Genomic DNA, 15,051 nt, shown 5'->3' with positions numbered 1-15,051 from the left:
CTCCGTGGTCATTTACTGGCACGCCTCGCAGGACTCGGGGTTCTCCAGGGAGCAGGCCACCGCGTCCTGCGGTGTGGCCTGTACGGGTACGGAAGGCACGGACCCGGAAGGCACGGGTACGGGAGCGGTGCCCGCGGCCCCCGACGCGCCCGCCGCTCTCGCGATCCTGGTCGCCGGGCGCGAGCGCAGGTAGTACGTCGTCTTCAGCCCCTGCTTCCAGGCGTACGCGTACATCGAGCTGAGCTTCCCGATCGTGGGCGTCTCCAGGAACAGGTTCAGCGACTGGCTCTGGTCCAGATACGGCGTACGCGCCGCCGCCATGTCGATCAGCGCGCGCTGCGGGATCTCCCACGCCGTGCGGTACAGCGCGCGGATCTCCGCGGGGACGCCGCTGAGGCCCGCCACCGAGCCGTTCGACTCGCGCAGCGCCTCGCGCGAGCCCGAGTCCCAGGCGCCCAGCCTCTTCAGGTCCGCCACCAGATACGAGTTGACCTGGAGGAACTCACCCGACAGCGTCTCGCGCTTGAAGAGATTGGAGACCTGCGGCTCGATGCACTCGTACACCCCCGCGATCGACGCGATGGTGGCCGTCGGCGCGATCGCCAGGAGCAGCGCGTTGCGCATCCCGGTCGAGGCGATACGGGCGCGGAGCGCCGCCCAGCGCTCCGGCCAGACCGGCTCCACACCGTAGTGGTCGGGGTGCAGCACACCACGGGCGGCGCGGGTCCGGGACCAGGCGGGCAGCGGTCCTGAGCGCTCGGCGAGGTCGCAGGACGCCTCGTACGCGGCGAGCATGATCCGCTCGGCGATCCGCGTGGAGAGCGCGGCGGCCTCGGGGGAGTCGAAGGGGAGCCGCTTCTTGAAGAAGACGTCCTGGAGGCCCATGACCCCCAGACCCACCGGCCGCCACTTCGCGTTGGAGTTCCGGGCCTGCTCGGTCGGGTAGAAGTTGATGTCCACGACCCGGTCGAGGAAGGTCACGGCCGTACGGACCGTCTCGTCGAGCCGCTCCCAGTCGAACCCGTCGCCGGACGTACCCGGCGCGTCCCCTTCGCCCCGCTCGCCCGGATCCAGCACGAACGCGGCCAGGTTGACCGATCCCAGGTTGCACACGGCCGTCTCGCCGTCGTCCGTCACCTCCAGGATCTCCGTGCAGAGGTTGGACGAGTGGACGACCGCGCCGGGCGCGGCGGTCTGGTTGGCCGTACGGTTCGCCGCGTCCTTGAAGGTCATCCAGCCGTTACCGGTCTGCGCGAGGGTGCGCATCATCCTGCCGTACAGCTCGCGCGCCGGGACGGTCCTGCGGGCCAGCCCCGCCGCCTCCGCGTCGCGGTAGGCCCCGTCGAACTCCTCGCCCCACAGATCCACCAGCTCCGGCACATCGGAGGGCGAGAACAGCGACCACATGCCGTCCGCCTCCACCCGGCGCATGAACTCGTCCGGGATCCAGTGCGCCAGATTCAGATTGTGGGTGCGCCTGGCGTCCTCGCCGGTGTTGTCGCGCAGCTCCAGGAACTCCTCCAGATCCGCGTGCCAGGTCTCCAGATAGACACAGGCCGCGCCCTTGCGCCGGCCGCCCTGGTTGACCGCGGCGACCGAGGAGTCGAGGGTGCGGAGGAAGGGGACGATGCCGTTGGAGTGCCCGTTGGTGCCGCGGATCAGTGAACCGCGCGAGCGGACACGGGAGTACGGGATGCCGATGCCGCCCGCGTGCTTGGAGAGCCTGGCCACCTGGTGGTACCGCTCGTAGATCGAGTCCAGCTCGTCCAGCGGGGAGTCCAGCAGATAGCAGGAGGACATCTGGGGGTGGCGGGTACCGGAGTTGAAGAGCGTCGGCGAGGACGGCAGATACTCCAGCCGGCTCATCAGCCCGTACAGCGCGGCGACTTCGTCCAGCGCCCGCGCCGACTCGTCCTCCGCGAGTCCGCCGGCCACCCGCAGCATGAAGTGCTGCGGGGTCTCGATCACCCGGCGGGTGATCGGGTGCCTGAGCAGATAGCGGTCGTGGAGCGTACGCAGCCCGAAGTAGCCGAAGCGGTCGTCGGCCGCCGGATCGGCCAGCCGGTCGAGCCGGGCGGCGTGCAGCGCGACGAAACGGGCCGTACGGTCGGCGATCAGGCCCTCGCGGTGCCCGATCGCGACCGACGCCGAGAACGACACCGCGCCCTGGCCGGCCGCCTCCTCCGCGATCGCGCGGGTGAGCAGCCGGGCGGCGAGCCGGGAGTACGAGGGGTCCTCGGCGATCAGACCGGCGGCCGCCTCCACGGCGAGCCCGCGCAACTCGGCCTCGTCCGACCGGGCGTTACCGCCCCGGAGCGCGGCGGCGGCCACTCTGCCCGGGTCGGCGTCGGGCAGATCGGCGGTCAGTCCGGTCAGGACCCGCAGCAGCGCGTCGCCCGGTCCGCCGGCCGGTCCGGCGGCCGGCGCGTCGCCCCGGCCGTCGGGCCCGGTGATTCCCGGAGCGGCTGCCGCCGGATCCGCTGGCGCGATGGTCACGTGGTGCTCTCCCTCGCTCGGCTCCGGGCCGGCGCGAGGGAACACGGGGGCGCGCACCGCCGTACTCCCGGGATCCGGGCAGCACGCGGCGCGGCGTCCACCGGCCCAACCGCGAGGCCCGGACGTCTCGGCGCCCGGATCGGCCGACCCGGACGCACCGTCGGCAGGCGCTCGGACTCGCGGGCACGGCAAAGCGCACCACAGCACACCGTTGCGGGACAGTTCCGGATTCGCACCGGATTCCCCTGCGTCGACAGCGAGATCGAGCATACATCTGGTGGCTGGGAGTCGCGCCACCCCCCAGATGTAGTGTCGAGTACGGTCAGCCGCCCCCGGGCGCACCACCGTCGGCGGCGCCGGGCAGGTCCAGGACATAGGCGAGCAGCGGGAGATCCGGCAGCGGTTCCCAGTCCCGCTCCGGGGTCCTGACAAAGCCCAGGCGCTCATAGATCCGGTGGGCCTGCCGCATGGACGCCTGGGTCGACAGCACCAGCCGTATACAGCCCTCCGTGTCCTGGGCGCGCTCCACACAGGCGCGGACGAGCGCCTCGCCCACGCCTCTGCCACGGGCCGCCCGGTCGACCGCCAGCATCCGGAACTCGGCCTCGCCGTCCTGCGCGATGTCCGCCCAGGGCCCGCCGGCCAGGACCAGGGTGACCCCGCCCAGCACGGTCCCGCCCGGGTCCACGGCGGCCAGCACCTCCGCCTCGGCCGCCCGTGCGGCCACATCCCGCAGCGTGGGCAGATACGGGTCGTCCGCACCGAAGTCCAGGTGCCCGTCCGCGAGATACGCCTGCGCGGTGATGTCGCCGAGCCGCGCGTACTCCCCGGGCTCGGCCTCCCTGATCGTGAAGTCCATGCACCGAGTGTGCGCCATGGGTACGACAACGGGCCGCCGCGCCCCCTGACCAGCAGGGAAAGCGCGACGGCCCGAACGAACGGCTGATACCGGCTCAGTGCACCGGGTCGCCCGACGTCTCCTTCGCCGGCTCGACCCGTACCCCCGGATCCCCCGCGTCCGCCGTGTAGTCCGACGGGCTCGTCTCGTCCACGCCCTCGGGCGCCTTGACCGCCCGCATCACGAACGTCAGCACCACCGTGACCACCACGTTCAGCACGAACGCCGTCAGACCGATGTAGCCGATCTCGCCGATCCCCGGGATCTCCGCCGACGATCCGCCGAAGTGCTTCTGGGTGGGGCTCGCCACCCCGTACGCCGCGGCCGTCCCGTACAGCATGCCGACGCCCCAGCCGACGAGCAGTGCCCAGCGGTGGAACCAGCGGGTGAACAGGCCGCCGACCAGGGCCGGCATCGTCTGGAGGATCCAGATCCCGCCCAGCAACTGGAAGTTGATCGCCACCGTCTTGTCCATGGACAGCACAAAGACCAGCGCGCCCACCTTCACCAGCAGCGAGACCACCTTCGACACCTTGGTCTCCTGCGCCGGGGTCGCGTCCGGCCTGATGAAGTCCTTGTAGATGTTGCGGGTGAAGAGATTGGCCGCGGCGATCGACATGATCGCGGCCGGCACCAGCGCGCCGATCCCGATGGCCGCGAAGGCCACGCCCGCGAACCAGTCCGGGAACATGTTCTCGAAGAGCTGCGGGATCGCCAACTGCCCGTTGTCGACCTTGATTCCGGCGGCGATCGCCATGAAGCCCAGCAGCGCCAGCAGGCCGAGCATCAGCGAATACAGCGGCAGGATCGTGGTGTTGCGCCGGATCACATCGCGGCTGCGGCTGGACAGCGTCGCCGTGATGGAGTGCGGATACATGAAGAGCGCGAGCGCGGAACCGAGCGCCAGGGTGGCATAGCCCCACTGCCCGGCCTCGCCCGGTACGAGCGCTCCGCGCGGCGCGCCGGTCGCCGGATTGGTCTGTGCGAACGCCTCGCCCGCCTTGGCGAAGATGTCGTCGAAACCGCCCAGTTTGATGGGGATGTAGATGATGGCCACCGCGATCACCAGATAGATCAGGGTGTCCTTGACGAAGGCGATCAGCGCGGGCGCGCGCAGCCCTGACGAGTAGGTGTACGCGGCGAGCACCCCGAAGGCGAGAAGCAGCGGCAGGTCCTTGATGAACCAGTTGGTGTTCTCACCGCCGCCGAGGCCCATCACATCGAGCACCGCCTGGATTCCGACCAGTTGGAGTGCGATGTACGGCATGGTCGCGAGGATGCCGGTGAGCGCGACCGCCAGCGAGAGGCCCTTCGAGCCGAAGCGCCCCCGGACGAAGTCCGAGGTGGTGACGTACCCGTGCCGGTGCGAGACCGACCACAGCCTGGGCAGGAAGGTGAAGATCAGCGGGTAGACCAGAATGGTGTACGGCACGGCGAAGAAGCCGGCCGCGCCCGCCGCGTAGATCGCCGCCGGGACCGCCACGAAGGTGTACGCCGTGTAGAGGTCGCCGCCGAGCAGGAACCAGGTGACCCAGGTGCCGAACGACCGGCCGCCCAGGCCCCATTCGTCCAGGCTGTGCTCGTTCTCGGCCTTGCGCCAGCGCGCGGCCAGGAAGCCCATGACCGTGACGGCCACGAAGAAGAGGATGAAGACGGTGAGCGCCACACCGTTCACGCCGTCGGTCATCGTGACGCACCTCCCGCACGGGCGCGCTGGTCACGCTGCCAGAGCTGGTACGCGATCATGGTCAGCCCGGTCGAGACCAGCACCCAGGCCATCTGGTACCAGTAGAAGAACGGGATGCCGATGAAGACGGGCTCGGTCTTCGCGTACGAGCCGACCCAGAGCAGCGCCACAAAGGGCGCGACGAGGCAGACCGCTATCACCACGCGCGCGGGCGTGACTAATGGACGTCTGCTCGCGGCCGGCTTTTCTTCACGAACCCCTGACACTTCTGACACAGCGCATCCGTCCCCTCACTGATCGCCATTGATGAGCGCGAGGAAATCTACGGCAAAGGCATGTGAGGGGATAGGGCCGAACACCGAGCAGCCTGCGCGAACGCGAAGGAGACAGCGCCCGGTTGTCAGCGGGCGGGGCGCTTCAGGCGCGCCACGAACTTGTAGCGGTCGCCCCGGTAGACCGAGCGCACCCACTCCACCGGCTCTCCCGCGGCGTCGAGCGAGTGCCGCGAGAGCATCAGCATCGGCAGCCCCACATCCGTACCGAGCAGCCCGGCCTCGCGCGGAGTGGCCAGCGAGGTCTCGATGGTCTCCTCGGCCTCGGCGAGATGGACGTCGTACACCTCGGCCAACGCCGTGTAGAGGGAGGTGTACTTGACGAGCGAGCGGCGCAGCGCGGGGAAGCGTTTGGCCGACAGATGCGTGGTCTCGATGGCCATCGGCTCACCGCTGGCCAGCCGCAGCCGTTCGATCCGCAGCACCCGTCCGCCGGTGGTGATGTCGAGCAGACCGGCCAGGGTGTCGTCGGCCGTGACATAGCCGATGTCCAGGAGCTGGGAGGTCGGCTCCAGGCCCTGGGCGCGCATGTCCTCGGTGTACGAGGTGAGCTGGAGGGCCTGCGAGACCTTGGGCTTGGCGACGAACGTGCCCTTGCCCTGGATCCGTTCGAGCCGGCCCTCGACGACCAGTTCCTGGAGGGCCTGGCGCACGGTGGTGCGCGAGGTGTCGAACTCGGCGGCGAGCGTGCGCTCCGGCGGCACCGGAGTGCCGGGCGGCAGAGTCTCCGTCATATCGAGCAAGTGCCGCTTCAGTCGGTAATACTTGGGCACGCGCGCCGTACGGGTGGGGCTCCCGCTCTCGGTCTCCGGACCGCTTCCATTTCCGCTGCCGCCCCCGTCCGTGGCCATGGCCTGCCTTCCCGACTCCTGCGCTGCTGCCGTCACCGGCTCCTCCGTCTGTCGCGGCTCACATGGTGGCACGGTCCGGCCACGGGTCGTCGCCCTCCCTCAGGTGTCGGTCCGATAACGGACACGACTGCCCTTCTTATACACCCTTGACACCCCTAAAGGTCTAGGCCAAGCTCCCCGTACTGGTCTAAACCATTAAAGACCAGGTCCCAGCCCCAGCAGTACTCGTCGTACGTCTTCGCGGTCATCGCGGTGGGCAGGGGTTGCAGGCATCCCTGAGGAGGGTGGCGTGAAGCGCAAGCTCATCGCGACGGTCGGCGTCGCGGGCATGATGGTCGGTATTGCCGCGTGTGGCTCGGACGACAGCTCGGCGTCGAAGGATCCCAAGGACCGCAAGGAGACGCTCACCGTCTGGCTGATGTCGGACGCCCAGAGCACCTGGCCCGAGCTGGTCAAGAGCGTCAACGACCAGTTCAAGGCGAAGTATCCGAATGTCACGGTCAAGGTCCAGTACCAGCAGTGGGCGGACAAGGCCAAGAAGCTCGACGCGGCGCTCGCCGGCGACAAGTACCCCGATGTCGTCGAGCTGGGCAACACCGAGACGATGACGTACATCCTCAACGGCGCGCTCGGTGAGATCGACCCGGCCAAGTACGAGAACTCGGACACCTGGATCAAGGGTCTGAAGGACACGTGCGCCTTCGAGGGCAAGCAGTACTGCGTGCCCTACTACGCGGGTGCCCGGGTGGCGATCTACAACAAGGACATGTTCAAGGCCGCCACCGGCTCGGACGTACTGCCCGCCACCGAGGCCGAGCTGACCGCCGCGCTGGACAAGGTCGGCACCAAGTACGGCAAGGACAAGGCCTTCTCGCCGCTCTACCTGCCGGGCCGCTACTGGTACGCGGCGCTCTCGTACGTCGCGGCGTACGGCGGCAAGGTGGCCACGTACGACGAGGGCGCCAAGGAGTGGAAGGCCAGCCTCTCCACCCCCGAGGCCCAGAAGGGCATCCAGCACTTCGTCGACCTGGTCAACAAGTACAACCACGGCGACAAGACCAAGGACGAGGCGGACCACGCCAACGTCATGGCCAACGAGAAGACCGCGCTGCTGTACGGCAACGGCTGGGAGGCCGGCAGCGTCGTCGACTCCGCCGCGAACGGCAACCCGAAGCTCAAGGACAAGATCGGTACGGCCGGCATGCCCGGCCCCGACGGCAAGGCCCTGCCGTCCTTCATCGGCGGTTCCGACCTCGCCACCATCTCCAAGTCCAAGGTCCAGGACCTCGGCGAGGAGTGGATAGCGGCCTTCACCAGCGCCAAGTCGCAGGACGTCCTCGCCTCCAAGAACATCCTGCCGAACAACACCAAGCAGCTCGAACCGCTGAAGGCCAAGCCGGAGACCGCGCCGATCGCCAACGCCGTACCGGACGCCTGGTTCACCCCGATCGCCCCGGGCTGGACCGCCATCGAGAAGAAGGAAACCCTTGAGGTGATGCTGCTCGACATCATCAAGGGCAAGTCGGTGGCCGAGGCCACGAAGGCGGCCGACGCGGAGATCAACGAGCTGATCAACCAGGAGTCCTGATCCAGGAGTTCCGGCCCAGGATTTCCGAACAGGAATCCTGACGAGTTGATCGCCTGGGTCCTGTCCGGCCCGCGAAGACCGGCCGGACAGGACCCGCGGGGGTGGCGGGCCCGACCACGGGCCCGGCGCCCCCCGTCCTCCGGTACCAGGTCCGAACGGAAGGCCAGCACAGTGAGTGCCGCCGACATGAAAGCAGCCGATCCGCCGGTAACCGTAGCGCGGGTCTCCGAAGGCAGCGGCCCTCGGCCGCCGAAGAGCGTGCCGCACAGACCGCGCAAGGCGGGCGCCCTGCTGCCGTACCTTCTGATAGCACCCGCGTTCGTCGCGATCGCCGCCGTCTTCGCCTGGCCCCTGGTCAAGACGGTCATCATGTCCTTCCAGGATGTCGGCCGGCGCGAACTCTGGACCGGGGACCCCGCTCCCTGGGTGGGCTTCGAGCAGTTCACCAATATCCTCGGCGACGGCGAGTTCTGGGCCGTCGTCTGGCGGACCGTCATCTTCATGGTGGTCTGCGTGGTCGCCACCATGGGCATCGGGCTCGGGATCGCCATGCTGATGCAGCGCATGGACACCTGGGTACGGCTGCTGCTCACCGCGGCGCTGATCGCGGCCTGGTCGATGCCCCTGCTGGTCGCGACCTCCATCTTCCGCTGGTTCGCCGACTCCGACTACGGCGTGCTGAACATGGTGCTGACCAAGTACCTCGGAGTGGACGCCCAGGGCCACAACTGGTTCCTGAACCCCGTCGAGGGCTTCCTCGTCATCGGCGCGGTCGTCGTCTGGGGCGCCATCCCCTTCGTGGCGGTCACGCTGTACGCGGCGCTCACCCAGGTCCCCCGGGAGCTGGAGGAGGCCGCGTCCCTGGACGGAGCGGGCCCGGCCGGGGTCTTCCGCTATGTGACCTGGCCGGTGATCAAGCCGGTCTTCCAGATGGTGGCCACCCTGTCCGTCCTGTGGGACTTCAATGTCTTCGGCCAGATCTTCCTGATCCGCGGCAACAAGCCCGAGCCGGAGTACACCGTCCTCGGCATCTACTCGTTCGAGAAGGCGTTTGAGTCCAACTCGTTCAGCCAGGGCGCGGCCATCTCCCTCATCACGGTCCTGCTGCTCTCCGGCGTCGCCGTGTACTACCTGCGCCAGTTGCTGAAGATCGGAGAGGTCGAGTGAGCGCCTCCACGCCCCAGGTCCGCACCCAGGACGGTACGCAGGTCCTCCGTCCCGACCGCAAGAAGAACCGCCTCGGCTACAACATCCTGGGCCTGGCCGTCTTCGTCCTGATGGCCTTCCCGGTCTACTGGCTGCTCATCAGCGCCCTGCGGCCCAACCACGAGATCCGCAGCTACGACCAGACCCTCTGGCCCTCCTCGTTCACCTTCGACAACTTCCAGCGGGCCGTCGACCAGCCCAACTTCGGCACGGCCATCCAGTCCAGCCTGATCGTGTGCGGGGTCGCGGTCCTCGGCGGCATGCTGCTCGCCACCATTGCCGCCTTCGCCATCGGCCGGTTCCGGTTCCGCGGCCGCAAGTTCTTCATGATCGTGCTGCTGACCGTCCAGCTCCTGCCGCCGACCGCGATGCTGATCCCCATCTACATCCAGCTCAACGACCTCGGCGGGCTGAACGAGTACTGGGGCGTCATCGTCATCTATCTGGTCTCGACCCTGCCGTTCGCGACCTGGATGATCCGCGGCTTCGTGATCAACATCCCGCCGGAGCTGGAGGAGTCCGCGATGGTGGACGGCTGCAGCCGGATGGGCGCCTTCTGGCGCGTGACCTTCCCGCTGCTCGCCCCCGGACTGGCCGCCGCGGCGATCTTCTCCCTGATCACGGCGTGGAACGAGTACCTCCTCGCCTATGTCGTCCTCCAGGACAACGACAAGTACACGCTCAACGTGTGGCTGATGAACTTCACCACCTCGCGCGGTATCGACTACGGAGCCCTGATGGCCGCCTCGGTCCTGATCGCCATCCCGGTCGTGGCCTTCTTCCTCCTGGTGCAGAAATACATGGCAACCGGCCTCACCTCCGGTGCAGTGAAGGGTTGATGCCGCCGATGACCACGCTCGTAAGCAGTACGGACACCCTCACCCGCGACGCCCTCGCCGTGCTCCAGCCCGGCTTCCTCGGCACCACCGCCCCCGACTGGCTGCTGCGCCGCATCGGCGAGGGCCTCACCTCCGTGGGCCTCTTCGGCCGCAACATCGCCTCGCCCGGCCAGCTCTCCGCGCTCACCGCGCAGCTCAGGGCCGAGCGGGACGACGTCCTCGTCGCGATCGACGAGGAGGGCGGAGATGTGACCCGGCTGGAGGTCAGGCACGGCTCCTCCTTCCCCGGCAACCACGCCCTGGGCGCGGTCGACGATGTGGACCTGACCCGGGAGGTCGCCAGGGAGCTGGGCCGGCGGCTCGCCGAGTGCGGGGTCAACCTCAACTGGGCCCCCTCCGCCGACGTCAACTCCAACCGCGACAACCCCGTCATCGGGGTACGGTCCTTCGGCGCCGATCCCGCGCTGGTCGCCCGGCACACCGCCGCGTATGTCGAGGGACTGCAGAGCGCCGGGGTCGCCGCCTGCACCAAGCACTTCCCCGGCCATGGCGACACCGCGGTCGACTCCCACCACGCGATGCCCCGGATCGACGTGGACTTGGACACAGTGCACGCCCGTGACCTGCTGCCTTTCCGCGCGGCCATCGACGCGGGTTCCAAATGCGTCATGAGCGCGCATATCCTGCTTCCCGCGCTCGACCCCAACCGGCCGGCCACCCTCAGCCCCCAGATCCTCACCGGACTGCTGCGCGAGGAGCTGGGCTTCGAGGGCCTGATCGTCACCGACGGCATGGAGATGCAGGCCATCGCCTCGACGTACGGAATCGAGCGCGGCTCCGTTCTCGCGATCGCCGCGGGCGCCGACGCGATCTGTGTCGGCGGCGGCCTGGCGGACGAGGACACCGTACTGCTGCTGCGCGACGCCCTGGTCGCGGCGGTACGGACCGGTGAACTGCCCGAGGAGCGTCTGGCCGACGCCGCCGCGCGTGTGCGCGGTCTCGCCGGCTGGACTCTGCGGGCCAGGGGGCTTCGGAGCCGGGCGCGGACACACAGGAGGGGACCGCGCCCGGCACCGCTATCGGTCTGCGGGCGGCCCGTCGCGCCCTGCGGGTGACGGGGACGGCCAAGCCGCTCGACACCCCGCCCTATGTCGCCGCCTTCACCCCCGTCGCCAACATCGCCGTCGGGGACGAGACCCCGTGGGGCGTCGCGGCGGAGCTGGAGCGGCTGCTGCCGGGTACGGAGACGGGCTCGTACAGCGGCGCGGGAATCGCGGGCACGGAGACGGACGCGCTGGTCGCGCGGGTGCTGGCGGCGGCGGGCGACCGTACGGTCGTCGCGGTCGTACGGGATGTGCACCGGCACGCGTGGATGGCGGCGGCCCTGCGCGCGCTGCTCGCGGCGCGTCCGGAGACGGTCGTGGTGGAGATGGGGGTGAACGAGGCGGAGCCCTCGGGAGCCCTGCACATCGCCACATACGGCGCGGCGAGGGTCTGCGGCCAGGCGGCGGCGGAAGTCATCACAGGCCGCGAAACCTGAGCCCGCAACGCCGGACTGGCTGCTGTCCTCAATCGCCGGACGGGCTGCTGTGCTTTGTCCTCAAGCGCCGGACGGGCTCGGCCAGCCCGTCCGGCGACCGAGGGCGAACCGGCGGCCGGACGGCCACGGCGCCGAGTCGCCACCGGTGACCACGCCCCGGCCGCGACGAGGCGACAGTGCCGGGCCGCCCCACGCGGGGGCGGCCCGGCACCGTCGTGTTCGGGTCGGATGGGTCAGATGCCCTGCCAGTCCGGCTTCGCCGAGAACGTGTCGCGGAAGTACGGCGCCAGCTTCAGCTTCGACGCCGCCGCCTCGTCCACCACCACCGTCGCGTGCGCGTGGAGCTGGAGCGCGGACGCCGGCACCACCGCCGCGAGCGGCCCCTCGACCGCCTGCGCCACCGCCTCCGCCTTGCCCTCGCCCGTCGCGAGCAGCACCAGGTGCCTGGCCTCCAGGATCGTCCCGATGCCCTGGGTGATCACATGGTGCGGCACCTCCTCGGGACTGTCGAAGAAGCGCGCGTTGTCCGCCCGCGTCTGCCGCGTCAGGGTCTTGATCCGGGTGCGCGAGGCGAGCGAGGAGCAGGGCTCGTTGAACCCTATGTGCCCGTCCGTGCCGATCCCCAGAAGCTGGAGATCGACCCCGCCCGCCTCGGCGAGCGCCCGGTCGTACGCCTCGCACGCCGCCTGGACGTCGTCGGCGGTGCCGTCCGGCCCCATGAAGGCGCTCTCCGGAAGCCCGAGCGGCTCGACGACCTGGCGCAGCACGACCGAGCGGTACGACTCGGGGTGACCCGCGGGCAGCCCCACGTACTCGTCGAGCTGGGCGATCCGCGCGCCCGACGCGTCGACGGCGCCGGAGCGGACCTTGGCCGTCAGGGCCTCGTAGACGGGCAGGGGGTCGACCCGGTGGCCACGCCCAGCAGGGCGTCGGGCTTGCGGCGCAGCAGGGCGGCGATGCTCTCCGCGATGAGTTCGCCTCCTGCCGCCGCGTCCTGGACGATCACAACTTCCACGGTGGGCCCGCCGATCTGACTCAGTATCCGATGTGGTATAGACCAATCTAGCAGAGCCGTCATGAAATAGGCTCCGCATACGCATGGACAGCATGGAATGGTCTAGTCCACAATGACGCTATAGAGCCTCCGCCCTCCCCGCACAGGAGGGTGGACCGAGGTACCGGCGCTCTCTGCCCTGACTGCGGCGGAACCTCTCCCACGGCCGTACGGGACCGCACACCCGCCGGCCGGGCTGCTCCGGGCTGCGGTGCCGGACGGGTTGAGGGTCCCGTCGCGGCGCCGCGGCCCGCGGGTGCGGAGTACGCCCCGGGTACGCTCGCTTGTGTGCCCTCCATGAACGACCTCGTACGACAGCACACGGCCCTCAGCGAATCCGACCTCGAGTGGCTGCATCTGCTGGTCTCGGAGTGGCAGCTCCTCTCCGATCTCTCCTTCGCCGACCTCGTCCTGTGGGTCCCCACGCGCGACGGCACCCGCTACGTGTCCGTCGCCCAGATGCGTCCCAACACCGGACCGACCTCCTACCAGGACGACATGGTCGGCCATCTTGTGCCCCGGGGCCGCAGGCCGCTGCTGGACGCCGCGCTGGACGAGGGCCGCATCGTCAGGGAGGGCGACCCCGAGTGGCGCGAGGAGGTGCCGGTGCGGGTCGAGTCCATCCCCGTACGGCGCGAAGGCCGCGTCCTCGGTGTCATCGCGCGCAACACCAATCTGCTGACCGTCCGCACCCCGAGCCGGCTGGAGCTGACCTATCTCCAGTCTGCCTCGGACCTGGCCCAGATGATCGCTGCCGGAACCTTTCCCTTCCCCGGCCAGCAGGTCGACATGGACGCCTCCCCGCGCGTGGGCGACGGGCTGATCCGGCTCGACGCCGAGGGGGTCGTCCAGTACGCGAGCCCCAACGCCCTCTCCGCGTACCACCGGCTCGGCCTCGCCTCCGACCTGGTCGGCCACCACCTCGGCCGGACCACCGACGAACTCGCCCCCGCGCGCGGCCCGGTGGACGAGGCCATGGTCCGGCTCGCCAGCGGTTACGCGCCCCGGGAGACCGAGGTCGAGGGCAGCGGCGGGGTCATCCAGCTCCGCGCGATCCCGCTCAAACCGAAGGGCACCCGCATCGGTTCGCTGGTGCTGCTCCGCGATGTCACCGAACTGCGCCGCCGCGAGCGCGAGTTGATCACCAAGGACGCCACCATCCGGGAGATCCACCACCGGGTGAAGAACAACCTCCAGACGGTCGCCGCGCTGTTGCGCCTCCAAGCCCGGCGGATGGACTCGGAGCAGGGCCGCGAGGCGCTCAACGAGGCGGTGCGCAGGGTCGGTTCGATCGCGATCGTTCATGAGACGCTGTCCCAGAATCTGGACGAGCGGGTGGAGTTCGACGACATCGCCGACCGGGTGCTGGCGATGGTCGCCGAGATCTCACCTGGCAAGATCGCCTGCCGCCGTACGGGACGGTTCGGGATCCTGGACGCCGAAGTGGCCACCCCGCTCTCGATGGTGCTCACCGAGATCATCCAGAACGCGCTCGAACACGCCTTCGCGCCGGGGGAACAGGGCTGGGTCGATGTGTCGGTGGTACGCAGTGGGGACTCCCGCAAACAGCGTGGGGACAGCGCCCGTTCCGATGCCCGGCTGCTGATCACCGTCCAGGACGACGGGCGCGGTCTGCCCGAGGGGTTCGACCCGCACAAGTCCGGCAATCTGGGGCTCCAGATCGTACGGACGCTGGTGGAGGGGGAGTTGGGCGGCGGCTTCGACATGGTGCCGGCGCCGGGCCGAGGTACGCGGGTCGCGCTCGATATCCCGGTGGAACCGCAGAAATAGCGGAAGCAGCCGTAAGGATGGCGGACTTGGCGCCGCGTTGACGTACGCACAGCAGCGAGCCCCGGACCGTGGTGACGGTCCGGGGCTCGGCTCGAAGCTCACTGTGCGATGCGCATCGGGGGGTACTGCGCGCTGCGGTTCGGGGGCGGGGCTATGCGTACACGCTGTACGCTCCGCCGGGCTGAGGCTCGTGCAGGGTGGTTCAGGCGGTCGCGTTACGCGCCCGGTTGCGAGCGGCGCGGCGCTTCATAGCGCGGCGCTCGTCCTCGCTGAGGCCACCCCAGACACCCGAGTCCTGGCCGGACTCGAGCGCCCACTGCAGGCACTGCTCCATGACGGGGCAGCGACGGCAGACGGCCTTGGCTTCCTCGATCTGCAGCAGCGCAGGACCGGTGTTGCCGATGGGGAAGAACAGCTCGGGGTCTTCCTCGCGGCAAACGGCGTTGTGACGCCAGTCCATGGCTGCTACCTCTCTTGGTATTACATGCAGATTGCTTGTGAATGTGAACGCTTTCACGAATCCCCCGACAAGGGAAGGGCCGACCGCCAGACGGACTGGTGTGGTCCTTGGAATGAGGAGGGGTTCTGGTTCTCAGAGAGGCCGATGGTGCGGGCCGTCCCGATCGCCAAGTAGAGATTCGCAAACCTCGGCGGCGGATACAACCCCTTCTGGAAAGTTTTTTTTGATTCCTCGGTGTCGACTAGGTCACAGCCGTACTTCCATGGGGTGGATCCCAGCCTAAACGTTCGAGTGAAAGGAGTTTTGGCC

The 15,051-nt window shown here is 69.2% G+C and carries 10 protein-coding genes, 2 pseudogenes and 1 riboswitch; of the genes and pseudogenes, 5 read left to right on the top strand and 7 right to left on the bottom strand.

From position 1 onward, the window contains the following. Window positions 1–12 precede the first annotated feature (12 nt). The 5 genes from KQY30_RS11455 to KQY30_RS11435 all read right to left on the bottom strand — a co-directional run bounded on the left by KQY30_RS11455 (window position 13) and on the right by KQY30_RS11435 (window position 6,264). Window positions 13–2,454 (bottom strand): ribonucleoside-diphosphate reductase subunit alpha, encoded by a 2,442-nt coding sequence (locus tag KQY30_RS11455; protein ID WP_254407572.1) that lies wholly within the window; start codon window positions 2,452–2,454, stop codon window positions 13–15. Between the two features lie 186 nt (window positions 2,455–2,640). Further along, window positions 2,641–2,783: riboswitch (cobalamin riboswitch) on the bottom strand. A gap of 35 nt (window positions 2,784–2,818) precedes the next feature. Continuing rightward, window positions 2,819–3,355 (bottom strand): GNAT family N-acetyltransferase, encoded by a 537-nt coding sequence (locus tag KQY30_RS11450; protein ID WP_217306737.1) that lies wholly within the window; start codon window positions 3,353–3,355, stop codon window positions 2,819–2,821. 94 nt (window positions 3,356–3,449) lie between these two features. After that, window positions 3,450–5,081 (bottom strand): monocarboxylate uptake permease MctP, encoded by a 1,632-nt coding sequence (gene mctP / locus KQY30_RS11445; RefSeq protein ID WP_217306736.1) that lies wholly within the window; start codon window positions 5,079–5,081, stop codon window positions 3,450–3,452. Beyond that, the gene (locus KQY30_RS11440; RefSeq protein ID WP_254407078.1) at window positions 5,078–5,284 is read right to left on the bottom strand and encodes a DUF3311 domain-containing protein; all 207 of its coding nucleotides are present in this window, start codon (window positions 5,282–5,284) and stop codon (window positions 5,078–5,080) included. Before KQY30_RS11440 ends, mctP begins: the two co-directional genes overlap by 4 nt. A gap of 197 nt (window positions 5,285–5,481) precedes the next feature. Then, window positions 5,482–6,264 (bottom strand): GntR family transcriptional regulator, encoded by a 783-nt coding sequence (locus KQY30_RS11435; RefSeq protein WP_217310986.1) that lies wholly within the window; start codon window positions 6,262–6,264, stop codon window positions 5,482–5,484. A 289-nt stretch (window positions 6,265–6,553) separates the two neighbouring features. Between KQY30_RS11435 and KQY30_RS11430 the strand changes: the two genes are divergently transcribed. The 4 genes and pseudogenes from KQY30_RS11430 to KQY30_RS11415 all read left to right on the top strand — a co-directional run bounded on the left by KQY30_RS11430 (window position 6,554) and on the right by KQY30_RS11415 (window position 11,437). Beyond that, window positions 6,554–7,852: a sugar ABC transporter substrate-binding protein gene (locus KQY30_RS11430; RefSeq protein WP_217306735.1), complete on the top strand. Its 1,299-nt coding sequence runs from the start codon at window positions 6,554–6,556 to the stop codon at window positions 7,850–7,852. Between the two features lie 171 nt (window positions 7,853–8,023). Then, window positions 8,024–9,019, top strand: coding sequence for a carbohydrate ABC transporter permease (locus tag KQY30_RS11425; protein WP_217306734.1), 996 nt, complete (start codon window positions 8,024–8,026; stop codon window positions 9,017–9,019). Next, window positions 9,016–9,897, top strand: coding sequence for a carbohydrate ABC transporter permease (locus KQY30_RS11420; protein ID WP_217306733.1), 882 nt, complete (start codon window positions 9,016–9,018; stop codon window positions 9,895–9,897). Before KQY30_RS11425 ends, KQY30_RS11420 begins: the two co-directional genes overlap by 4 nt. A gap of 8 nt (window positions 9,898–9,905) precedes the next feature. Then, a pseudogene (locus KQY30_RS11415) lies at window positions 9,906–11,437 on the top strand (glycoside hydrolase family 3 protein). Window positions 11,438–11,670: 233 nt separating this feature from the next. Here KQY30_RS11415 and nagB read toward each other — a convergent pair. Continuing rightward, a pseudogene (nagB, locus tag KQY30_RS11410) lies at window positions 11,671–12,452 on the bottom strand (glucosamine-6-phosphate deaminase). Window positions 12,453–12,788: 336 nt separating this feature from the next. On the opposite strand from nagB, the gene KQY30_RS11405 reads away from it, so the two are divergent. Continuing rightward, complete coding sequence (locus KQY30_RS11405; protein ID WP_217310985.1) at window positions 12,789–14,282, top strand: sensor histidine kinase; 1,494 nt, start codon at window positions 12,789–12,791, stop codon at window positions 14,280–14,282. 202 nt (window positions 14,283–14,484) lie between these two features. Here the strand turns inward: KQY30_RS11405 and KQY30_RS11400 are convergent, their stop codons facing one another. After that, the gene (locus KQY30_RS11400; RefSeq protein ID WP_004937597.1) at window positions 14,485–14,742 is read right to left on the bottom strand and encodes a WhiB family transcriptional regulator; all 258 of its coding nucleotides are present in this window, start codon (window positions 14,740–14,742) and stop codon (window positions 14,485–14,487) included. Window positions 14,743–15,051: the final 309 nt, after the last annotated feature.

The organism is Streptomyces sp. GMY02 (assembly GCF_019056675.1).
In the GTDB taxonomy this organism is placed as follows: domain Bacteria; phylum Actinomycetota; class Actinomycetes; order Streptomycetales; family Streptomycetaceae; genus Streptomyces; species Streptomyces odonnellii.
This window is presented reverse-complemented; position numbering and strand designations above follow the sequence as displayed.